This window comes from Pseudomonas moorei, assembly GCF_008801475.1.
Classification (GTDB): Bacteria; Pseudomonadota; Gammaproteobacteria; order Pseudomonadales; family Pseudomonadaceae; genus Aquipseudomonas; species Aquipseudomonas moorei.
In genome coordinates this window covers 60,999-81,426 of sequence record NZ_VZPP01000010.1, presented here as the reverse complement: position 1 = coordinate 81,426, position 20,428 = coordinate 60,999, and the positions used below count along the sequence as shown (strand labels likewise).

Below are 20,428 nucleotides of genomic sequence, written 5' to 3'. Positions count from 1 at the left end.
GCGCTCGCAATAAATCGGGAAGAGGTCAGCTGATTGTGGGAAGTGTCTGACCTGCGATTTAGCTTAATCGCTGGAGTGCTCCGGATAGTTACAAAGTTCCGTAGGTGTTTTCTGAGCTTGATGTAGGTTGAAAGCTGTTTATTGGCTAATGCGCGCTTGAGTGTCAGGGGTGTTTTTTAATTTAAAAGTTACTAAAGATTAAAATAATAAAGGAGGAAGGTGTGTCGTTTATGTGTAGTTATTAGTGGGGCGGCGAAATGGTTGTATGAAATATATCTTTGCGTAAAAAAATATTGCTTATGCAATATCAGGAAGTCTATCTGTCGACCGTGGTTCAAGTGGATCCAGTCGGCTTTAAAAAAACGGCGCCCATAAAAAAGGCCGCTGCAAACGCAGCGGCCAAGGTAAGACGTTGGATCAGGAGCTACAAATCAACGTCAGTGAACACAGAGCGATGAGTCGAAACCGTCAATCTCATCTGAAAACTGTCATGAACGGGATGGTCGGATCACACACCGTTGCTTCGTGCTTCCAGGTGGGTTCCCGTGAAAGCCAGGCCAGAATAAGTGTTTGCTGGCAAAGGAAAAACAGCGATTCGCGACATGCAGTGTTACAGCCCGCGCAACAGTGCCGTTTTTGCCCCTCCCATTCAGACCCCCACGATATGCGCATGGATGATGGTCCTGCATCCAGCTCATCCATGCCTCGCGCAAAACGCCCTGCCATGCGGCCTGTCATCCCTTAGAGGTACATCACGAATACCTCCTTGGTGCGCTTATCGCCCCTGGCGGGCGGCAGTAGGGTGAGGCCTTCTGTCACTCACCGGGGAAGACGCATGACAAAAACAACAATGCGCGCCATCTTCACACCGCAGGCGCTGGCTGCTGCGGTGGTCTTGGGTTGCTGCGCCCAGGCGCAGGCCATTTCATTCAACATCGGCGAGATCGAGGGGACGTTTGACTCGTCACTGTCAGTGGGCGCGAGCTGGGGCATGCGCGATGCCGATGATTCGTTGGTGGGCACGGTCAATGGCGGTTCCGGACAGTCCTCGACCGGCGATGACGGGCGGTTGAACTTCAAGAAGGGCGAGACGTTCTCGAAGATCTTCAAAGGCATCCATGACCTCGAGCTCAAGTACGGCGACACCGGTGTGTTCGTCCGTGGAAAATATTGGTACGACTTCGAACTGAAGGACGAAAACCGCGAGTTCAAGCCCATCAGCGACGAGGGCCGCCAGGAGGGTGCAAAGTCTTCCGGTGGACAGATCCTCGATGCCTTCGTCTATCACAACTACGCCATCGCCGACCTGCCGGGCACGGTGCGTGCGGGCAAGCAGGTGGTCAGTTGGGGCGAAAGCACGTTCATCGGCAACTCGATCAACAGCATCAACCCGGTGGACGTGTCCGCCTTCCGCCGTCCCGGTGCCGAGATCAAGGAAGGCCTGATTCCGGTGAACATGCTGTTCGCTTCCCAGGGCCTGACGGACAAATTGACCGTCGAAGGCTTCTACCAGCTGGAATGGGACCAGACCGTCCTCGACAACTGCGGGACCTTCTTCGGCGTCGATGTGGCAGCGGACGGTTGCAACAAGAACTACACCGTCGCCAGTCCGGCGATCGCCCCGTTGCAACCGATAGCTGCCGCGTTTGGCCAGGGGTTTGAAGTCAGCAAGGAGGGCGTGATCGTGCCCCGTGGCAGTGACCGTGATGCCCGCGATTCCGGGCAATGGGGGACGGCGCTGCGCTGGCTTGGCGACGATACCGAGTACGGCCTGTACTTCATGAACTACCACAGTCGCACGCCGACGGTGGGCACCGTCACCGCGGGTGCCAGCACGCTGGCGAGCATTCCGGGGATCGTGGCCACGGCCAACCGGATTGCGCCCGGCAGTGGCTCGGGGCTCGCGCAAAGTGTGATGCTCGGGCGCGGTCAGTACTACCTCGATTACCCGGAAGACATTCGCCTGTACGGCGCAAGTTTCTCCACCACCTTGCCCACCGGTACCGCATGGACCGGCGAGATCAGCTATCGGCCCAACGCGCCGGTGCAGGTCAACACCAACGACCTGACGCTGGCCATGCTCAACCCGATTGCCGGCGGCGCGGCATCGCCCATTGCGTCCAGTCCGGGTACCGATAACAAGGGCTATCGGCGCAAGGAGATCACCCAGGTCCAAAGCACCCTGACGCACTTCGTCGATCAGGTGATGGGCGCTGATCGCCTGACCCTGGTGGGCGAGGCCGCGGTGGTTCACGTCGGTGGCCTGGAAGCCCGCAGCAAGCTGCGCTACGGCCGCGACTCGGTGTACGGGCAGTATGGTTTCGGCGGCGATACCGATGGTTTCGTGACCTCGACCTCCTGGGGTTATCGCGCACGGGCCATCCTCGATTACAACAACCTCATCGCCGGCATCAACATCAAACCCAACCTGTCGTGGTCCCACGACGTCAGCGGTTACGGCCCCAACGGGCTGTTCAACGAAGGTGCCAAGGCCATCAGCCTCGGCGTCGATGCCGACTATCGCAATACCTACACCGCAAGCCTCAGTTACACCGATTTTTTCGGGGGTGACTACAACACCCTCGAAGACCGCGACTTCATGGCGTTGAGCTTTGGCGTGAACTTCTGATCTGGCTGAGAAGGATGATTTCCATGCGCAAGATGATTCTGCAATGCGGTGCCCTGGCCCTCGGTCTGCTGGCCGCCAACGTGATGGCGGCGGTGACGCCGGAAGAAGCCAACAAACTCGGCACCAGCCTTACACCGCTCGGTGCGGAGAAGGCCGGCAACGCCGACGGTTCGATTCCACCCTGGACCGGCGGCCTCCCGAAAAACGCCGGTGCGGTGGACAGCAAGGGGTTCCTGGCCGATCCATTCGCCAATGAAAAGCCCTTGTTCGTCATCACGGCCGCGACGGTCGACAAGTACAAGGACAAGCTGTCCGATGGGCAGATTGCGATGTTTAAACGCTATCCCGAGACTTACAGAATCCCGGTATATCCGACGCACCGCACCGCGGCCCTGCCACCGGAAATCTACGAGTCGGCCAAGCGCAGCGCGCTCAATGTAACGCCGATCAACGACGGTAACGGTCTGGCCAACTTCACCGGCAATCGCTATTACGCGTTCCCGATTCCAAAGAACGGAGTCGAGGTGATCTGGAACCACATCACCCGTTATCACGGCGGTAATCTGCGACGCACCATTACCCAGGCAACGCCGCAATCGAATGGTGATTTCACCGTCATTCGCTTCAAGGACGAGGTGGCCGTACCGTCCCTGCTAGGGGATTACAAACCGGGCAGCGATGAGAACGTGCTCAGCTATTTCAAGCAGGAGGTGACCGCACCGGCGCGGCTGGCGGGCAACGTGTTGCTGGTTCACGAGACCCTCGATCAGGTCCAGGAGCCGCGCAAGGCGTGGATCTACAACGCCGGCCAGCGTCGCGTACGGCGTGCACCGCAAGTGGCCTATGACGGCGTCGGCACCTCATCGGACGGGTTACGCACCACCGACAACTTCGACATGTTTTCCGGAGCGCCTGATCGCTACGACTGGAAACTGATCGGCAAGAAAGAAATGTACATCCCGTACAACAGCTACAAGCTCGATTCGCCTGACCTGAAGTACACCGATGTGATCAAGGCCGGGCACATCAATCAGGACCTGACCCGCTATGAGTTGCACCGGGTCTGGGAGGTTGTCGCCACGGTCAAGCCCAACGAGCGGCACATATACGCCAAGCGCCACATGTACCTCGACGAAGACACCTGGCAAGTGGCCCTGGCCGATCACTACGACGGTCGCGGACAGCTCTGGCGTGTGGCCGAGGGGCATGCCCAGTTCTACTACGATCATCAGGTTCCGGCCTATACCGTCGAAGCGCTGTATGACTTGATTGCCGGTCGTTACATCGCCCTGGGGATGAAAAACGAAGAGAAGCGCAGCTTCGAATTCAACATCGCGGCAAAAGCCGGGGACTACACGCCTGCAGCCTTGAGGAGTACAGGTGTGAAGTAGTCTTCCTACAGGCTCTTACACAAAAAGGTGACCTCGCGGTCACCTTTTTTATGGGTGTAAATCAGTCTGCTGAATACTTCTTCAACAAGCGTTCGGGAGAGGTCTAGGGTGGCGCCACAACTATAAAAAGGCGCCTCACTATGACTGCCATGACCCTGAGTCTGGACCGTCCTGGACCTCTGCCTCGTTTGTCTGCTCATCACCTGTCTCGCGACCGGTTGACCGCGCCGTTGCTGGCCTCGTCGGCGCGGGTGAAGTTGCTTTGCGCCCCGGCCGGCAGCGGCAAGACCGCACTGCTCACCGAGTGTCTGCTGCGAGCACCAACGCACTGTCGCGTGTATTGGCTGTCGTTGGCGGGGGCGTCCTTGAGTGTCGTCGAGTTCCAGCAACGGCTGGCCTGCGCACTGGGGCTGGCTGCCGCGGACGAGCCCGCTTTGCTGGAGGCTCTGGCCCGGTTGCAGACGCCGACCTGGCTGTTTCTCGATGATTACTGTCGCGTGCCCAATCCTGAGCTCGACCGCTTGCTGGACCGTTTACTGGCTGTCAGAAATCCACTGTTGAACTGGTGGTTGGGTTCGCGCCGGCGTCCATCATGCAACTGGCCACGCTTGTTGCTCGACGATGAGTTGTACGAATGCGAGGCGCGCGCCCTGGCATTCAACGAATCGGACATCGAACAATTGATCGTCCATGTCGTGCCGCCGCAGTCAGCCAATACGGCAAGGAGGATCATCCAGCGTAGCGGTGGCTGGTGCGCCGGCGTGCGCATCGCCTTGCTCGACGGTTGTCAGTGGGCGACCGGGGAGGGCAGGCAGGGGCGATCGGCGACGTTGCTCGATTACCTGCAACATGAACTGTTCAACACCTTGCCGCCAGAACTGGTGGAAGCCTGGCAAGTGCTGGCGCACCTGCCGCGCTTCAATGCCAGCCTGTGCGAGCATCTGTTTGGCGCCGGTGAGGGCGCGCAGTGGTTGCACGCCTTGCAGGACATGGGATGTTTCATCGAACCCTGGGAGGACTCGCCCGACTGGTTGCGGGTGTTCGTGCCATTGGCCCGGGCCATGCGCGAGGAACAAGGTTCGGCAGGGCGCTCCTGGCACCGGCGCGCCTGCCAGTGGTTCACCGCCGAGGAGGACTGGCAGGGCGCGTTCGAGCAGGCATTGTTGGCCGAAGAGTTCGAGGTGGCGGTCAGCCTGTTGCAGCACTTCAGCTTTGAGCATTTGTTCCGCCGGGAGAATGTGCGTCTGTTGCTCAGTCTGCATGAGCGCCAAGGTGAAGAATTGACCCTTGGTACGCCGCAATTGGTGGGTTTGATCACCGCGGCGTTGTTGTTTGCCGGGCGCTTCGATCAGGCCGCGTCGTGCATCGAGCAACTGGTGCGGTTCACGCCTCAGCCGACGGCTGCCCTGCAACGGCAACTGCTGGCGCGCTGGCAGGCTCAGCAGGGCTGGTTGCTGCATTTGCAGGGGCGGATGGAAGCGGCGCGCACGCACTTTATCGAGGCGCTGGCCGAGTTGGACTCCGACGCTTGGGCCGCGCGCTTGTTATGCCTGTCCGGGCTGACCCAGCAAGCGCTGCTGACCGCCGACCTCGATGGCGCACAGGCCTTCAATCGTGAGGCGCTTTGTCTGGCGCGGGCGCAGGGTTCGCTGCTCTTTGAAGGCTTGCTCGAACTCGATCATGCCCAGTGGCTGGAGCAGCGCGGTGCTCCCCAGCGAGCCGAAAGCTTGTTGGCGGATATCCATGAATTACTGTGTCGGCAGGCCGATCGCCCGACGCCGCTGCTGGGGCGGATTGCCTTGCGACGCGGACGTCTGGCGCTCTGCCAGGGGCAGGATGGCCTGGCATCCCGGTTCTTCCAGTCCGGTCTGCAGGACTGCCTGCACAGTCAGGACAAACGCGCGTTGTATGGTTTTCTCGGGTTGGCACAGGTGGCCGCCAATCAGCGCGATTACGCACAGGCGTTTGACCGGTTACGTGATGCCGAACGGTTGATGCAGCAGCGGCAGATTCCCGACACGGTTTATCGCAGCGCACTGCTGCAGATCAGCAGTCACTTCTGGTTGCAGCAAGGTCGCACGACATTGGCTTGTGAAGCGTTGACCCGAGTCCTGCGGCACTACCGTGGACCTCAGGCCCGCCAGGCACCTCCGGCCACCATCGAACTGATCGCGCGGATCGAATACCAGCTGGTGATCGCCGAGACGTATCTGCAACAGGCGAAGCACCCCCTGGAGCGGCTCAAGGCGTTGCTTGATCAAGCGCAACGTGATGCCAGGCTGGCGCTTGAAGCGGAGTTGCAATTGGCGATTTGCGAAGTGGCCGATCTGATGGGCGAGACTGCACTGGCGAAGTCGGCCTTGCAGGCCGGGCTGGAACTGGTGAAACGCTGCCATTTGCAACAAGCCTTGTGCGAACTGCGCCTGCGACAGCCGACATTGCTCAGTCGCTTGGGTGAGGAGGAGCCCCTGGCGCCGTCAACGCTGGACGCCAATCCATTGAGCGTACGAGAACTGGAGGTGCTGAGCCTGATCGCCCAAGGCAACTCCAATCAACAGATTGCCGAACAGTTGTTTATTTCCTTGCATACCGTGAAGACCCATGCACGGCGAATACACAGCAAATTGGGTGTCGAGCGTCGTACCCAAGCCGTGGCCACTGCGAAGAAGTTAGGGCTCATATCGTCAGGATGAAACGGGTGCTCTTAAAGTGGGTTGAGTATTACCTGCAAGATAGCGAAACATTCTACTGCGTGCGTGGTGTGTGAATTTGCCTAGTATGCTTTCCGGCAACAACTAACGAAGATTCATTAATTGGCAAACAAGGAAGTTAAATCATGGAAGAGCTGAATATTGAACGGGTGCGTGCCATGTTGCATGCAAGACTCAGCGGGCGTGGTATCAATGTCGATAAAGTGTATGTGAATGGCATTAATAAACTTGACGAACCGTTGGTGACTTATTCCCAAACACTGGTGTGGGCGTTCCTTCTGCAGTTGCAGGATCGCGAGACTCCCTACTTTGAAGGAGAGCACCTGGGGTTGTTTTCCGAGCCTTACACATTCGACCCGGACTTTCGTTTCAAAGGTCTCGATTTTGACGAGCTAAACAGAATGGGCGTAGACATCGCCCAGGTTTTTCTGGGTGGCTCCGTAAACGGTTGAAAGCAGTGATACCCGCGGCAGTGGGTATGAATGTTATTTGCGTGCTCCCTCCAGCACCTCTGAGCGGGCGGGACTCTCGTATCCCATGCGCCAACTGACGGCCCGCGATGCCGCGAGTAATCGCTGCGCCGCCGGGCCGTTTTCGTCGGCGTGAAACAGCGATGCCGGGCCCACCACCGTCAGCACGGCCACCACTTTCCCCATCGCATTGAACACCGGCGCCGACAAGGCATCCACACCGGGCATCAACAAACCATGCACATGATGCAGGCCGCGTGCGCGGATCTGTTCGCACATGGCGGCATAGGTTGGGTCATCCGCCAGGGCGTGGGCTGATTGGCCCCGCAATTCCTGCTCGCGCAGGTCCGCGGTCTCGCGCTTGGGCAGGTAGGCGCCAAAGACCAGTCCCGTCGACGAACTGAGCAACGGCAGCACCGAGCCCAATTGCGTCACAACCGTCACCGCACGCACCGCCGGCTCGATGTGCACCACGGTTGCCCCCTGGTTGCCCCATACCGCCAGGAAGCAGGTTTCGTTCAAGTCGTCGCGCAACTCGGCCAAGGGCAGGGCGGCGACTTTCAGCACGTCCATACTATTGAGTGCGGCCAGCCCGACGCGCAAGGCTTCGCGGCCCAGGCCGTAATGGTTGGTGACGCTGTTCTGTTCGGCAAAACCGCTGGCGATCAGCGCCTGCAGATAGCGGTGAACTTTGCTCGCCGGCATCTGCACGTGCTCGGCCAGGCGCGAGAGCGAAGTCGAGGGGGACAACTGCGCCAGGGCCTTGAGGATGTCGGTACCCACCTCGGCCGAGCGTACTTTCTGTTTACCGTTGCTGTCTGGCTTTTCCATGGAGGCGGTGTGATCCCGGGACGAATGGGCGTCTTTATAGCTTGACGGTCAATACCAATCAAATTACGTTAAGCGTAATTGAATTACGATAAAAATAACCCCGGCGTGTCCCAGACCTCTGCAATGGAGCGACAGGCCACTGCCCACTCCCTGTTCAGGAGGCTCCATGAACCTCGATTCAACGGCGCCAGCGCTGGCTTACCAGTCAGGCTTCGGCAACGAATTCAGCAGTGAGGCATTGCCCGGTGCGCTGCCGGTCGGCCAGAACGCGCCGCAAAAAGCCCCGTACGGCCTCTACACCGAACTGTTCTCCGGCACCGCGTTCACCATGGCCCGCAGTGAAGCGCGGCGTACGTGGATGTACCGCATCCAGCCATCGGCCAATCATCCGGCATTCGTCAAGCTCGAGCGGCAACTGGCCGGTGGCCCATTGGGTGAAGTGACCCCTAATCGGCTGCGCTGGAACCCGCTGGATATTCCCGCCGAACCGACGGACTTCATCGACGGCCTGGTGAGCATGGCCGCCAACGCCAGCGCCGACAAACCGGCCGGGATCAGCATCTATAGCTACCGCGCCAACCGCTCCATGGAACGGGTGTTCTTCAACGCCGACGGCGAATGGCTGCTGGTGCCGGAGCAGGGCCGTCTGCGCATTGCCACGGAACTGGGCGTGCTCGAACTCGAGCCACTGGAAATCGCCGTGCTACCGCGCGGTTTGAAATTCCGCATCGAACTGCTCGACCCGCAAGCCCGTGGCTACATCGCCGAGAACCATGGCGCGCCGCTTCGCCTGCCGGATCTGGGGCCGATCGGCAGCAACGGCCTGGCCAATCCGCGGGACTTCCTGACCCCGGTGGCCCATTACGAAAACCTCAAGCAGCCGACCACGCTGGTGCAGAAATTCCTCGGTCAGCTGTGGGGCTGCGAGCTCGATCATTCACCGCTGAACGTGGTCGCCTGGCACGGCAACAACGTGCCGTACAAATATGACCTGCGCCGGTTCAACACCATCGGCACCGTCAGCTTCGATCACCCCGACCCGTCGATTTTCACCGTATTGACCTCGCCGACCAGCGTCCACGGCCTGGCCAATCTCGACTTCGTGATCTTCCCGCCACGCTGGATGGTGGCCGAGAACACCTTCCGTCCACCATGGTTCCACCGTAACCTGATGAACGAATTCATGGGCCTGATCAAAGGCGAGTACGACGCCAAGGCTGAAGGCTTTGTGCCCGGCGGTGCTTCCTTGCACAGCTGCATGAGCGCGCACGGCCCGGATGGCGAAACCTGCACCAAAGCCATCAACGCTGACCTCAAGCCGGTGAAAATCGACAACACCATGGCCTTCATGTTCGAGACCAGCCAGGTGCTGCGTCCAAGCCGGTTCGCCCTCGATTGCCCGCAACTGCAAACCAACTACGATGCCTGCTGGGCCACATTGCCCGCGACTTTCGACCCGACACGGAGATAACCCATGACGCAAACTTCCATCCCTCGCAGTTGGGTTGCTTCCGCCAACGGCCATACGGATTTCCCTTTGCAAAACCTGCCGCTGGGCGTCTTCAGCGTGAAGGGTTCGGCGCCACGCAGTGGCGTGGCCATCGGTGAGTATATCTTCGATCTGGAGGCCGCACTCGAGGCCGGCCTGTTCGATGGCGCAGCAAAAGCCGCCGTCGAAGCCACCCGTGGTGGTCAGTTGAATGCGTTCTTCGAACTCGGTCGTGAAGCCCGCGTGGCCTTGCGTGAACGTTTGATCGAGTTGCTCGAAGAAGGCAGCAGCCTGCGCGGCAAGATCGAAGCCCAGGGCGCAAAACTCCTGCCACTGGCGGCGGATTGCGTGATGCACCTGCCGGCGAAAATCAACGACTACACCGACTTCTATGTCGGTATCGAACACGCGCAGAACGTCGGCAAACTGTTCCGCCCGGACAACCCGTTGCTGCCGAACTACAAGTACGTGCCGATCGGATACCACGGCCGCGCCTCGACCATTCGCCCCTCCGGCACTGACGTGCGTCGCCCGAAAGGCCAGACCTTGCCGGCCGGTCAGAGCGAACCGACTTTCGGCCCTTGCGCGCGCCTGGACTACGAACTGGAACTGGGCATCTGGATCGGTCAGGGCAACGAGATGGGCGACTCCATCGCCATTGGCGACGCCGCCGATCACATCGCCGGTTTCTGCCTGCTCAACGACTGGTCGGCACGGGATATCCAGGCGTGGGAATACCAGCCGCTGGGGCCGTTCCTGTCGAAGAGCTTCATCACCAGCATCTCGCCGTGGGTCGTCACCGCCGAAGCGCTAGAGCCGTTCCGTCGCGCCCAGCCCGCGCGTCCTGAAGGCGATCCGCAGCCGCTGCCGTACCTGTTCGACAAGCGTGATCAGGCCGCTGGCGCCTTCGACATCGAGCTGGAAGTGCTGCTGCTGACCGAAGCCATGCGCGAGCAGAACCTGCCAGCCCATCGCCTGACCCTGAGCAACACACAACACATGTACTGGACCGTGGCGCAAATGGTCGCGCACCACAGCGTCAACGGCTGCCAGTTGCAAGCCGGCGACCTGTTCGGATCGGGCACCTTGTCCGGGCCGGAAAATGGTCAGTTCGGCAGCCTGCTGGAAATCACCGAGGGCGGTAAAAAGCCGATCGAACTGGCATCGGGCGAAGTGCGCAAATTCCTCGAAGACGGCGATGAAATCATTCTTCGTGGCCGTTGCCGCCGTGAAGGTTTTGCGTCCATCGGTTTCGGCGAATGCCGCGGCAAAGTGTTGCCGGCGCGCTAAGGGGAACGGGTCATGCAGCTCTATACCTATTACCGTTCGACCTCGTCGTATCGGGTGCGCATCGCTTTGGCGCTCAAAGGCCTGGATTACCAGGCGCTGCCGGTCAACCTGATCGCGCCGCCGGGTGGCGAGCACCGCCAGCCGCCGTATCTGGCCATCAACCCGCAGGGCCGCGTGCCGGCCTTGCGAACCGATGAAGGCGAGCTGCTGATCCAGTCACCGGCGATCATCGAGTACCTGGAAGAGCGTTATCCACACGCGCCGCTGCTGTCGAAAGACCTCGCGGCCCGCGCCCATGAACGTGGCGTAGCGGCGGTGATCGGCTGCGATGTGCATCCATTGCACAACGTCAGCGTGCTCAACAGGCTGCGCCAGTTGGGCCACGACGAGCCGCAGGTGGTGGAGTGGATCGGGCACTGGATAAGCCAGGGGCTGGCGACGGTGGAGCAGTTGATCGGCGATGAGGGTTACTGCTTCGGGCCTGAGCCAGGTCTGGCCGACGTCTACCTGATCCCGCAGCTGTATGCGGCCGAACGCTTCAATATTGCGCTTGAGGCCTATCCACGCATCCGTCGCGTGGCGGCGCTGGCGGCGACACATCCGGCGTTCATCAAAGCGCATCCGGCGAATCAGCCTGATACGCCTTGAATCCCGACACAAATCCCCCTGCGGGAGCGGGCGATCAATGGACGACGGAATTGGGCGGCAAATGCCCCAGTCGTTCAGTGAGGCGAATTCGCTGGATCGGATCATCACTGAGCAACAGTGCATGTTCCAGGTCGAAGCGTTCGGCGTTCGGGCAGTCCAGCCTTTGGTAGAGGCTGGCGCGGGCCAGATAGTCGGCGGCATTGCCATTGCCCAGTTCCAGCACACGTTCGGCGTCGATCAAGGCGCCGATGTAATCGTCGTGGGAAAGGTGCAGTTGACGCAGGTTGCGCGACAGGCGTTGCAGCATCTGCACGGGATCGGCGGTGACCAGGTGTTCGGCGCTGAGTTTCATGTTCGGGCCGTACTGGCGTTGCAGCAATTCCCGGCAATCGTTGGGGTATAGCCGACGGCCGCCACACGGGTCGAGCAAGTGATCGGCCCCCGGCACGCGCAACAGGAAATGCCCCGGGAAGTTAACCCCGACCAAGGGGATTTCCAGGCCCCTGGCCAGTTCCAGGGCAATCAGCCCCAGGGAAAGCGGTTGCCCGCGGCGCAATGCCAGCACTTTGTTGAGCAAGGCCACCTGTGGGCGCAATGGGCTGAAGTCGTCCTGGGCGAATCCCAGGTCATTCATGCGGCGTAACAAGGGTTGCGCCAGCTCGTTGACCGGCAACATCGGCAAGCCGTAACTCACACGCTGTTGCAACTCATGGAAATCCTGGAGCAACGCCTCGGGGTTTACCTCGCTGTCATGTTCGGCCGCAATCCATAGCGCCGCCTCGAACAGCGCGGGCGGTGAACGTTGCAGACAGGCGAAAAACGATTGGCGCGGTGTCATCAGAATCTCCGGGCAATGCCTCGTTTTAGCCCCGTCGCCAGCATTCGTCCAGTGTCGTGCAGAGGCTGAAACAGGTTATTTCCGAAAGCTTGCATCAAGCCTTCGCTTATTCCGGTGCGCTTCTGCAATTTTTGGGCGCAAGCCTATACTGGCGACTACAAGAAGTGATTCGGGAGCCTTACGATGTTCGCTCTCATGCAAAGCACTCGCCTTGAATCGCTGCATCTGAGCGTCGACCCGGTCACCGGGTTGAAGGCGGTCATTGCCATTCATAACAGCCGATTGGGACCTGCCCTGGGTGGTTGTCGTTACCTTGCCTACCCCAGCGACGAATCCGCGGTCGAGGATGCGGCGCGCCTGGCCAAAGGCATGAGCTACAAAGCCGCATTGGCCGGCCTGGCCCAGGGCGGTGGCGTCGCGGTGATCATTCGGCCGGCCCATGTGGCCAACCGCGCGGCGCTGTTCGAGGCCTTTGGGCGCTGCATCGAGCAGCTCGACGGCCGTTACATCACCGCCATCGACAGCGGCACGTCGGTAGCGGATATGGATTGCATCGCCCAGCAGACCCAACATGTCACCAGCACCACCTCGGCGGGCGACCCTGCGCCCCATGCGGCGATGGGCGTTTTTACCGGCATCCGCAGCACCGCGATGGCGCGACTGGGCAGCGATAACCTCGAGGGTTTACGGGTGGCCATCCAAGGCCTGGGCAATGTCGGGTTTGCGCTGGCCGAACAACTGCACGCCGCGGGTGCAGAACTGTTGGTCAGCGACATCGACCACGGCAAGGTGCAACTGGCCATGGAGCAACTCGGCGCGCACCCGATCGCCAACGATGCATTGCTCAGCACCCCATGCGACATACTCGCCCCGTGCGGTCTGGGCGGTGTGCTCAACAGCCACAGCGTGACGCAACTGCGCTGCTCGGCCGTGGCCGGTTCGGCGAATAATCAGTTGACTCATCTGGATGTCGCCGATCAGTTGGAGCGGCGGGGCATTCTGTATGCGCCGGATTACGTGATCAATGCCGGCGGGCTGATTTACGTTTCACTCAAACACCGTGGTGAAGAGCTTCCGACCATCACGGCCCACCTGTCAAAAATCAGCTCGCGCCTGACGGAGGTCTTCGCCCATGCCCAGGCGGAAAAACGTTCGCCGGCCCGGGTGGCGGATGAATTGGCGGAGAAAGTCTTGTATCGCTGAGTGGATTTCCTGGCATGAAAAAGGCCCTGACTCCATCGGACTCAGGGCCTGTTCAATTCGGGCGTTGCTTACTTTGCGGCTTTGGCAACCTTGGCTGGCTTCGCCGGGGCGATCGGCTCGGCAACTGGCTCCTCGACGGGCGTCGCCACTTCAACCGGTTCCGCGACTTCGACAGGCGCGCTGAGCAATTCGGACAAAGCGTCCGGCTGGCTCTTGAATGCCTTGGCAAACACATCGCGATTCTTCGCCATGTAGATCCCGGCTTCTTCCACTTGCTGCTCGGTCAGGGACGGAACGGCTTTTTGCAACACTTCCGCCAGCAACTCGGCCAGTTCGAGCATTTTGTCATGACGGTCAGCTTCGGCTTTATCCATGAACAAGCGCTCCAGATCTCGGCTGCTGCGGTATACCACTTCGACGGCCATTCACCACCTCACATGCCTTCACATTTGGTTGTCTGATTCGACTACTGTATCTATATACAGCTAAAAGGATAAGCGAAACCCCGGGGTTTGGGTAGTGGCTTTTTAATCTAGACCGAAAACAGGGTTTGTCAGGCCCTGACAAGACAGGTGGGTGCGACCAAACGCCACGGAGCGCGTTCCAGAGCGCCCGGCCATCATGGCGTGGCCTTGTTTCTGCATGCAGAACAATCGTCATGTCCAACCCGCATTATCCGGTCGAGCCGACCTAAGGAAGCATCATCGTGAAAATCAACTGGGCAGAAAACCTGCGGCAGAACGTGCATGAACTGGCCGAGTCCTTGGGCAACCTGTTCGTCGAAACCTTCCACTACATGGCGCTGTTCGCCATTGGTGCGGTGACCGCATGGGCCGCGGTGATGGAATTTCTTGGGATGATCGAACAGGGGCACATCAAGATCGATGACATCTTGCTGCTGTTCATCTACCTGGAACTGGGGGCGATGGTCGGGATTTACTTCAAGACCAACCACATGCCGGTGCGTTTCCTGATCTACGTGGCGATCACCGCGCTGACGCGGTTGCTGATTTCCAACGTCTCGCACCACAACCCGCCGGACATCGGGATCATCTACCTGTGCGGCGGGATTCTGCTGCTGGCGTTTTCGATTCTGGTGGTGCGTTACGCTTCGTCGCAATTCCCGTCGGTGAAAATTGAAAACCCGCACCGCAAGACCGGCGCGGGTTCCAGTGAACACCCGGAAGTGGAGAAGGGCGAGCTTTAAAACCTCATGGCGGGTCGAGGCCGGCCTTTGGCGGGTGGAGGTGGCAGGTTGCGGGTGTTGCCATCGGTCATGGCTTCGAGGATTGCCACGGCGCTGTGGCCCTGTTCGATGGCGATACCGAATTGAATGCTTTGCACCAGGCGTTTGAGGCGTTCAGGGTCGTTGCGCTGGTCAGCACTGATCATGCGTTTGGCCACCACATGGCCGCTATTGGACAGGGTCAGCATGATGCTGCCATCGAGTCCCTGAATGCTCAGGTTGATCTGATAATCCGCTGAAAAAGCATCGGTAATGAGCTGGAAAGGGTTGTCCATGATGCGTCACCGCCTGATTGAACGTGCAGTTGTTGACCGGTCGATATCGGGATTAGTTCGCAACACCGGACCATCGGCCTTCATGGCCACATCGCCATCAATGCTTGCAACAGGGGGTGTAGCAAGGGGCATGCCGTAAAGATTGTCGGACAATATTTACAGCATGCAGGAGCGAGCCCTGCTCGCGATGGACGTGAATGATCACGCGTCTAACCAGCTGTTTCGCGGTGCTGGTGGGGTTTTCGCGAGCGAGCTCGCTGCTACAGGGACCGTGTTTATTTTTCTGCCCGTTTCAGGGCAATAAATCCGGGTATGCCTCCAAAGCGGTCAGCATTCGACCCAATTCACCGCAAGGCCGCCCCGTGACGTTTCCTTGTATTTATCGTGCATGTCGGCACCGGTATCGCGCATGGTGCGGATCACCCGATCCAGGGAAATGAAGTGCTTGCCGTCACCGCGCAGGGCCATTTGCGTGGCGTTGATCGCCTTCACGGCGGCAATCGCGTTGCGCTCGATGCACGGCACTTGCACCAGCCCGCCGACCGGGTCGCAGGTCAGGCCCAGATTGTGTTCCAGGCCAATTTCGGCGGCGTTTTCCAGTTGCTCCGGCGTGGCGCCCAGCACCTCGGCCAGGCCGGCGGCGGCCATGGCGCAGGCCGAACCCACTTCGCCCTGACAGCCGACTTCGGCGCCGGAGATCGAGGCGTTTTTCTTGCACAGAATGCCAACCGCTGCCGCGCCCAGAAAGAACGAAACCACGTCATCGTCCGACGCATCCGGATTGAATTTCATGTAGTAGTGCAGGACCGCCGGGATGATCCCCGCCGCGCCGTTGGTCGGCGCCGTGACCATGCGCCCGCCTGCCGCATTCTCTTCGTTCACGGCGAGGGCGAACAGGTTCACCCATTCCATGGCCGACAGGGTCGAGGTGATGACGTTCGGCTTGCCGATTTCCAACAGGCTGCGGTGCAATTTCGCGGCGCGGCGCGGAACATTCAGACCGCCGGGCAGGATCCCTTCATGTTCCAGTCCTTGCTCGACGCACTCACGCATTACCGACCAGATGTGCAGCAGTCCCTGACGAATGTCGGCGTCACTGCGCCAGGCCCGTTCGTTGGCCATCATCAATTCGGAAACCCGCAAGCCATGCTCGTTACAGAGCTTGAGCAATTCGACGGCGCTGGAAAAATCGTACGGCAGCACCACATCGCTGGCGGGCGCAATACCCGACTCGGCTTCGGCCGCTTCGATGATGAAACCGCCGCCGACCGAGTAGTACGTCTGCTCGAACAGCTCACCGGTTTCGCCGAAGGCGGTCAAGGACATGGCGTTTGGGTGGTAGGGCAAGCTTTCGTCGAGCAGCAGGAGATCGCGCGACCAATTGAAGGCGATGGTCACTTGCCCTGCCAGCAGCAGTTCGCCAGTATTGCGCAGGGTCTGGATTCGGCTGTCGATGGTGGCGGGATCGATTCGGTCAGGCCATTCGCCCATCAGGCCCATGACACAGGCGCGGTCAGTGGCGTGGCCGACGCCGGTCGCCGACAGAGAGCCGTAGAGACGTATTTCCACACGTCGAACGTCCGGCAGAAAAGCTTGGTCGACCAACGCCTGGGCGAAGGTCGCGGCGGCGCGCATCGGACCGACGGTATGGGAACTGGATGGGCCGATACCGACTTTGAAGAGATCAAAAACACTGATAGCCATGCTAAAGCCTATTCCTGCAATGGAAGATAAATCGCTGCCATTTTTGTAGGACAAGCGCACTTTCAGCGATACTGCCTCCCTCGGTCCTACGTGACCAACGAAACTTCCTAAGACAGCCTTTAGCGGGACTAAACGATGAGCCGACAATTGCATGCACAGACTTACGTGTGGTTGCAGGTGTTTTCCTGCGCGGCCCGGCACTTGTCGTTCACCCGTTGCGCCGAAGAACTGCACATCACGCCAGGGGCGGTCAGCCAGCAGATCCGCCAATTGGAGGAGCGCCTGGGTTTTCGCCTGTTTCACCGGCGTGCCCGGGGTGTGGAGTTGAGCGCCGAAGGTCAGCGACTGGCCATCACCGTCAATGAGGCCTATGGCAGCATCGATGCGGAATTGCGTCGACTGGACGCCGGCATGATCAGCGGAACGTTGCGGGTACGTTCGATTCCATCGTTCCTGAGCAAATGGCTGACCCCACGCCTGCCGCGATTGCAGCAACGTTTTCCGGACATTCAATTGCGCCTGGTGGCCGAGGACAGCAGCGTGCCACTGCACGAGGGCGACTTCGATCTGGCCATCGACCTGAACGATGGCAGCTATCCCGGGCTGTTATCCACAGCCTTGCTCGACGAACAGATTTTTCCGGTGTGTGCGCCGGGCTTGTTGCGCGGACGCCCACCCCTGCATGGTCCGGCGGACCTGATGCATTTTCCGCTGTTGCACGACATCACCGCCTGGCGGGGCAGCTACGAATATGCGGAATGGGAGTTCTATCTCAATGCCATCGGCTTCGAAGGCGCGGATGTCCGGCGCGGGCACACCTTCAATCGCAATCATTTGACCATTGAGGCGGCGATCGCCGGGATGGGCGTGGCGATTGCGCGGCGCACATTGCTCAACGACGAGCTGGAGCGCGGCGCATTGATCGTGCCGTTCGGCCTCGCGGTGCCCAATCACAAGCGTTACATGCTGCTCTATGCACCAGGTGCGCTGAGCCATCCGGGCGTGCGGGCGGTACATGACTGGCTGGTGGAGGAGGCGGGGATTTTTCGCAGCCTGCACCCACTGGCGGATCAGCAGATGTGAGCAAATATGACAAAGGCGCGGGGCGACTCAACTCCCGACATTAACAGCGCTTTTGCCCATTGTCCGGCTTTTTTTGCGATTAAAACTTTATCTTTTTTTAGGGGTTGAATTGTTCAGCGTACAGACCGATTGTGTAATCAAGAGGTCACGGTGATGACGCCCAAGGGCTTAGCTGACCGGCCTCTCGCGAGCTAGCTGAAATAAGGGATGAACTATGCAAATCCAAGTCAATAGCGATAACCATATTCAAAGCAGCATCCGACTGGAGGAGTGGGTACGTACTACCATTGAGAGCACGCTCGAACGTTATGAGGAGAACCTGACCCGAGTGGAGGTTCACCTGCGGGACGAGAACGGCGACAAGCCCGGTCCCCACGATCTACGCTGCCAGCTGGAAGCGCGGCCAAAAGGCCACCAACCGATTTCCGTTACCCATAAAGCCGCCAGCCTGGAACTGGCGATCGACGGAGCCGCCGAGAAACTCGAGCACGCGCTGGAACACCTGTTCGGCAAATTGCGAGGCAAACCCCGCGCCGCCGTCGTGCCGTTCGAGCGCAGGGCTCACGCGGATGAGTTGCTGGAGGAAGAGTTTCTTGAAAACGAACAGGCAGCGCAAAACGGCTGAAGCCTGATCCACTTTTTAACTTCCCACTTGAACGGGCCTGCATTGCAGGCCCGTTTCGTTTTCAGCGTTGTCGACATTGGAGTGCGGTCTTAACCATTATTTTTGCGTATGAGAATATTTATCATTAGTATTGGCGGCCTTGCAGGCCCGTGACGTTCACGCGGCTTCATCGGTTTTCAGGTCGCGACATGAAGGGCAACATCAGCACGTTCTCCCGCTTCACCGTTGATGCTCGGCGCCGTGCTGCTGTTGTTGATGCCGTATCGCCGGCGTCCGGCCGCGATGAGGCGGCTGGTCAGGCCAAAGGACGCATTGGCGCAGCATTGGCTCGATGATCACTCCTCCTCCCAAACCCCATGAAATCCAACGTGATGACCTGCGCGGCGACCGTGCGCATTTTCTTCATGTGTTCCTTTCGCAACGGTCGCAAATGGAAGCGCTGGTCAGTCGCCGGGTCGGTTGCCGGGCGACGGCCGCGGACCTGGTGCAGGACTTGTTCCTGCGGTTCTGGCGACGGCCGCTGGTGCAGGTCGAAGAACTCGGCACCTACCTGCTGCGCTGCGCCGGCAACATTGCCATCGACCATCTGCGCAGTGAGGCCACGCGGGTCCGGGCCAGTGAAGGCTTGATGGCGGAACCGTCGGACGGCGTGGACAGTGAGCCACAAGCGGCGCTGGAGGCGGGCAATGATTTGCGCCATGTCGAGGCAGCGTTACGCGCATTGCCTGAACGTACGCGGCAGATTTTCTTGCTCAATCGCATCCATGGCCGCAAGTACGCCGAGATCGCCAAAGCGATGGGGCTGTCCCAAAGTGCGGTTGAAAAACACATGATGCGTGCGCTCGAGGCCTGCAAGGCCAGCCTGCGCGAGCCTCAACTGCGCGCGCCGGGGCACGCCAAGTGAAAGACTGCAAACGCGCGATCCCCACGCTCGCTCAGGAACAGGCGGCGCTGGCCTGGTTGAGTCTCCTGCGTGACCAGCCCGACAGCGCTGATCAGGCTGCTTTCAGCCGGTGGTTGCAGGCCGATCAGGCGCATGTCGAGGCCTATGCCCGAGCGCAGGTGGTCTGGGAGTTGAGCGAAGTCCCGGCACGGACCCTGGCGGATGAAGAGGCAGTGGCCCTGCAAGGTTATCTCGACGCCATGAACCGCCCACGCCGCAGCAGTCTTCGGAGCGGGTCCGGGGCGTTGGCCATGGCGGCGTGCCTGTTGCTGATGATCAGCCTCGGCGCGGGCTGGCAACCATCGCGCTGGATCGACGACCTGGGTGCCGATTACGTATCGGCGCCGGGGGAAATTCGCACCATCACACTGGCCGATCAGTCGCAGGTCACCCTCGATGCCGACAGTGCCATCGCGGTGGATTTCAGTCGTGGCGAGCGGCGGGTGCAGTTGCGGCGCGGTGCCGGTTTTTTCAGCGTGACCCACACCGGCGAGCCGTTCGTGGTGGACGCCGAGAAGGGCCAGGCTCGGGTCCTGGGCACGCAGTTCGAGGTGCGCCTGCAACCCCATGGCGCGCAGGTCACGGTGTTGTCCGGTCGCGTTGGCGTGTTGGCGGACAAGAGTGCCGCACAGCAGATACTCACCGCCGGCCAGCAAGTGGCATACGGCGAAGGCGTGGGGCAGAAATTCCACGCGGTGGACAGTGAAGCGCAGTTGGCGTGGCGCCAGGGTTGGCTCAATTACTACAAGGCGCCGTTGGCCGATGTGGTGCGGGATCTCGGGCGTTATTACCCCGGTAGAATCGTGCTGCTCAACAATGAACTGGCGAAGCGCCGGGTCAGTGGCAGCTTTCCGAGCAAGGACCCGCAGGCGGTGTTGAGTTCGTTGCAGGGCGTGTTGGGATTTGAACAGCACCAGCTTTCGGGGCATTTGATTATTTTGCGCTGACCTTTATGACGTCTTCGCTGACAAGCCAGTTCATGCGGTAAAACGCGATCTCAGGCACCCAATCACCCTCACTAAGATTATTTTCAAAATTCTACTGAGGTAAAA

General features: G+C 60.0%; 18 protein-coding genes and 1 pseudogene. 14 read left to right on the top strand and 5 right to left on the bottom strand.

The genetic code is table 11. From position 1 onward, the window contains the following. The first annotated feature begins 835 nt into the window (after window positions 1-835). The 4 genes from F7R06_RS19945 (at window position 836) to F7R06_RS19930 (ending at window position 7,183) form a co-directional block, all read left to right on the top strand. A complete protein-coding gene (locus tag F7R06_RS19945) occupies window positions 836-2,629 on the top strand; it encodes a DUF1302 domain-containing protein (RefSeq protein ID WP_090316238.1) in 1,794 nt (597 codons plus the stop codon). A 23-nt stretch (window positions 2,630-2,652) separates the two neighbouring features. Next, complete coding sequence (locus F7R06_RS19940) at window positions 2,653-4,020, top strand: DUF1329 domain-containing protein (RefSeq protein WP_090316240.1); 1,368 nt, start codon at window positions 2,653-2,655, stop codon at window positions 4,018-4,020. A gap of 140 nt (window positions 4,021-4,160) precedes the next feature. Beyond that, a complete protein-coding gene (locus tag F7R06_RS19935; RefSeq protein ID WP_090316243.1) occupies window positions 4,161-6,713 on the top strand; it encodes a LuxR C-terminal-related transcriptional regulator in 2,553 nt (850 codons plus the stop codon). A 143-nt stretch (window positions 6,714-6,856) separates the two neighbouring features. Then, a complete protein-coding gene (locus tag F7R06_RS19930) occupies window positions 6,857-7,183 on the top strand; it encodes a hypothetical protein (RefSeq protein WP_090316246.1) in 327 nt (108 codons plus the stop codon). Between the two features lie 33 nt (window positions 7,184-7,216). Here F7R06_RS19930 and F7R06_RS19925 read toward each other — a convergent pair whose 3' ends face one another. Next, on the bottom strand, window positions 7,217-8,032 hold the full coding sequence (locus F7R06_RS19925) for an IclR family transcriptional regulator (protein WP_090316249.1): 816 nt from the start codon (window positions 8,030-8,032) through the stop codon (window positions 7,217-7,219). Between the two features lie 166 nt (window positions 8,033-8,198). Here F7R06_RS19925 and hmgA point away from each other — a divergent pair, with 166 nt between their 5' ends. Genes hmgA through maiA form a run of 3 tightly spaced genes read left to right on the top strand, consistent with a single transcriptional unit; the run spans window position 8,199 to window position 11,459 of the window. Continuing rightward, the gene (gene hmgA / locus F7R06_RS19920; protein ID WP_090316252.1) at window positions 8,199-9,503 is read left to right on the top strand and encodes a homogentisate 1,2-dioxygenase; all 1,305 of its coding nucleotides are present in this window, start codon (window positions 8,199-8,201) and stop codon (window positions 9,501-9,503) included. Between the two features lie 3 nt (window positions 9,504-9,506). Beyond that, on the top strand, window positions 9,507-10,811 hold the full coding sequence (gene fahA / locus F7R06_RS19915) for a fumarylacetoacetase (RefSeq protein ID WP_090316255.1): 1,305 nt from the start codon (window positions 9,507-9,509) through the stop codon (window positions 10,809-10,811). A gap of 12 nt (window positions 10,812-10,823) precedes the next feature. Next, entirely contained in the window at window positions 10,824-11,459 is a 636-nt protein-coding gene (maiA, locus tag F7R06_RS19910; RefSeq protein WP_090316258.1) for a maleylacetoacetate isomerase, read from the top strand. A gap of 34 nt (window positions 11,460-11,493) precedes the next feature. Here the strand turns inward: maiA and F7R06_RS19905 are convergent, their stop codons facing one another. After that, window positions 11,494-12,297: a SirB1 family protein gene (locus tag F7R06_RS19905; RefSeq protein ID WP_090316261.1), complete on the bottom strand. Its 804-nt coding sequence runs from the start codon at window positions 12,295-12,297 to the stop codon at window positions 11,494-11,496. A 183-nt stretch (window positions 12,298-12,480) separates the two neighbouring features. Between F7R06_RS19905 and F7R06_RS19900 the strand changes: the two genes are divergently transcribed. Continuing rightward, window positions 12,481-13,500, top strand: a complete 1,020-nt coding sequence (locus F7R06_RS19900) for a Glu/Leu/Phe/Val dehydrogenase family protein (RefSeq protein WP_090316263.1) — start codon at window positions 12,481-12,483, stop codon at window positions 13,498-13,500. A gap of 185 nt (window positions 13,501-13,685) precedes the next feature. On the opposite strand, the pseudogene F7R06_RS19895 reads toward F7R06_RS19900, so the two are convergent. Beyond that, window positions 13,686-13,925, bottom strand: a pseudogene (locus F7R06_RS19895) (YebG family protein); the annotation flags it as partial. Window positions 13,926-14,206: 281 nt separating this feature from the next. Here F7R06_RS19895 and F7R06_RS19890 point away from each other — a divergent pair. Further along, entirely contained in the window at window positions 14,207-14,707 is a 501-nt protein-coding gene (locus F7R06_RS19890; RefSeq protein WP_090316269.1) for a phosphate-starvation-inducible protein PsiE, read from the top strand. Here the strand turns inward: F7R06_RS19890 and F7R06_RS19885 are convergent. Together F7R06_RS19885 and F7R06_RS19880 are read right to left on the bottom strand one after the other, a co-directional pair. After that, window positions 14,704-15,021 carry a DUF3509 domain-containing protein gene (locus F7R06_RS19885; protein ID WP_090316271.1) on the bottom strand — a complete coding sequence of 106 codons (318 nt, stop codon included), beginning with the start codon at window positions 15,019-15,021 and terminating at the stop codon, window positions 14,704-14,706. The two genes, F7R06_RS19890 and F7R06_RS19885, sit on opposite strands and share 4 nt — an antisense overlap. A gap of 327 nt (window positions 15,022-15,348) precedes the next feature. Then, window positions 15,349-16,725, bottom strand: coding sequence for an L-serine ammonia-lyase (locus F7R06_RS19880; RefSeq protein ID WP_090316274.1), 1,377 nt, complete (start codon window positions 16,723-16,725; stop codon window positions 15,349-15,351). Between the two features lie 135 nt (window positions 16,726-16,860). Between F7R06_RS19880 and F7R06_RS19875 the strand changes: the two genes are divergently transcribed. From F7R06_RS19875 to F7R06_RS19860, 5 genes are all read left to right on the top strand, one after another. Beyond that, the gene (locus F7R06_RS19875; RefSeq protein WP_090316277.1) at window positions 16,861-17,808 is read left to right on the top strand and encodes a LysR substrate-binding domain-containing protein; all 948 of its coding nucleotides are present in this window, start codon (window positions 16,861-16,863) and stop codon (window positions 17,806-17,808) included. A gap of 214 nt (window positions 17,809-18,022) precedes the next feature. Continuing rightward, window positions 18,023-18,433 carry an HPF/RaiA family ribosome-associated protein gene (locus F7R06_RS19870; protein ID WP_090316280.1) on the top strand — a complete coding sequence of 137 codons (411 nt, stop codon included), beginning with the start codon at window positions 18,023-18,025 and terminating at the stop codon, window positions 18,431-18,433. A gap of 188 nt (window positions 18,434-18,621) precedes the next feature. Beyond that, window positions 18,622-18,768: a hypothetical protein gene (locus tag F7R06_RS30790; protein WP_159437779.1), complete on the top strand. Its 147-nt coding sequence runs from the start codon at window positions 18,622-18,624 to the stop codon at window positions 18,766-18,768. Next, on the top strand, window positions 18,765-19,337 hold the full coding sequence (locus tag F7R06_RS19865; protein WP_090316283.1) for an RNA polymerase sigma factor: 573 nt from the start codon (window positions 18,765-18,767) through the stop codon (window positions 19,335-19,337). The genes F7R06_RS30790 and F7R06_RS19865 overlap by 4 nt, the downstream gene beginning before the upstream one ends. After that, on the top strand, window positions 19,334-20,323 hold the full coding sequence (locus tag F7R06_RS19860; protein WP_090316286.1) for a FecR family protein: 990 nt from the start codon (window positions 19,334-19,336) through the stop codon (window positions 20,321-20,323). Before F7R06_RS19865 ends, F7R06_RS19860 begins: the two co-directional genes overlap by 4 nt. Window positions 20,324-20,428: the final 105 nt, after the last annotated feature.

Bases quoted from the DNA above. Each gene is read 5' to 3' on its own strand.
- hmgA (WP_090316252.1), top strand. From the start codon at position 8,199: ATGAACCTCGATTCAACGGCGCCAGCGCTGGCTTACCAGTCAGGCTTC.
- F7R06_RS19935 (WP_090316243.1), top strand. From the start codon at position 4,161: ATGACTGCCATGACCCTGAGTCTGGACCGTCCTGGACCTCTGCCTCGT.
- F7R06_RS30790 (WP_159437779.1), top strand. From the start codon at position 18,622: ATGAAGGGCAACATCAGCACGTTCTCCCGCTTCACCGTTGATGCTCGG.
- F7R06_RS19900 (WP_090316263.1), top strand. From the start codon at position 12,481: ATGTTCGCTCTCATGCAAAGCACTCGCCTTGAATCGCTGCATCTGAGC.
- F7R06_RS19925 (WP_090316249.1), bottom strand. From the start codon at position 8,032: ATGGAAAAGCCAGACAGCAACGGTAAACAGAAAGTACGCTCGGCCGAG.
- F7R06_RS19870 (WP_090316280.1), top strand. From the start codon at position 18,023: ATGCAAATCCAAGTCAATAGCGATAACCATATTCAAAGCAGCATCCGA.
- F7R06_RS19880 (WP_090316274.1), bottom strand. From the start codon at position 16,725: ATGGCTATCAGTGTTTTTGATCTCTTCAAAGTCGGTATCGGCCCATCC.
- F7R06_RS19875 (WP_090316277.1), top strand. From the start codon at position 16,861: ATGAGCCGACAATTGCATGCACAGACTTACGTGTGGTTGCAGGTGTTT.
- F7R06_RS19865 (WP_090316283.1), top strand. From the start codon at position 18,765: ATGATCACTCCTCCTCCCAAACCCCATGAAATCCAACGTGATGACCTG.
- F7R06_RS19930 (WP_090316246.1), top strand. From the start codon at position 6,857: ATGGAAGAGCTGAATATTGAACGGGTGCGTGCCATGTTGCATGCAAGA.
- F7R06_RS19945 (WP_090316238.1), top strand. From the start codon at position 836: ATGACAAAAACAACAATGCGCGCCATCTTCACACCGCAGGCGCTGGCT.
- maiA (WP_090316258.1), top strand. From the start codon at position 10,824: ATGCAGCTCTATACCTATTACCGTTCGACCTCGTCGTATCGGGTGCGC.
- F7R06_RS19940 (WP_090316240.1), top strand. From the start codon at position 2,653: ATGCGCAAGATGATTCTGCAATGCGGTGCCCTGGCCCTCGGTCTGCTG.
- fahA (WP_090316255.1), top strand. From the start codon at position 9,507: ATGACGCAAACTTCCATCCCTCGCAGTTGGGTTGCTTCCGCCAACGGC.
- F7R06_RS19905 (WP_090316261.1), bottom strand. From the start codon at position 12,297: ATGACACCGCGCCAATCGTTTTTCGCCTGTCTGCAACGTTCACCGCCC.
- F7R06_RS19885 (WP_090316271.1), bottom strand. From the start codon at position 15,021: ATGGACAACCCTTTCCAGCTCATTACCGATGCTTTTTCAGCGGATTAT.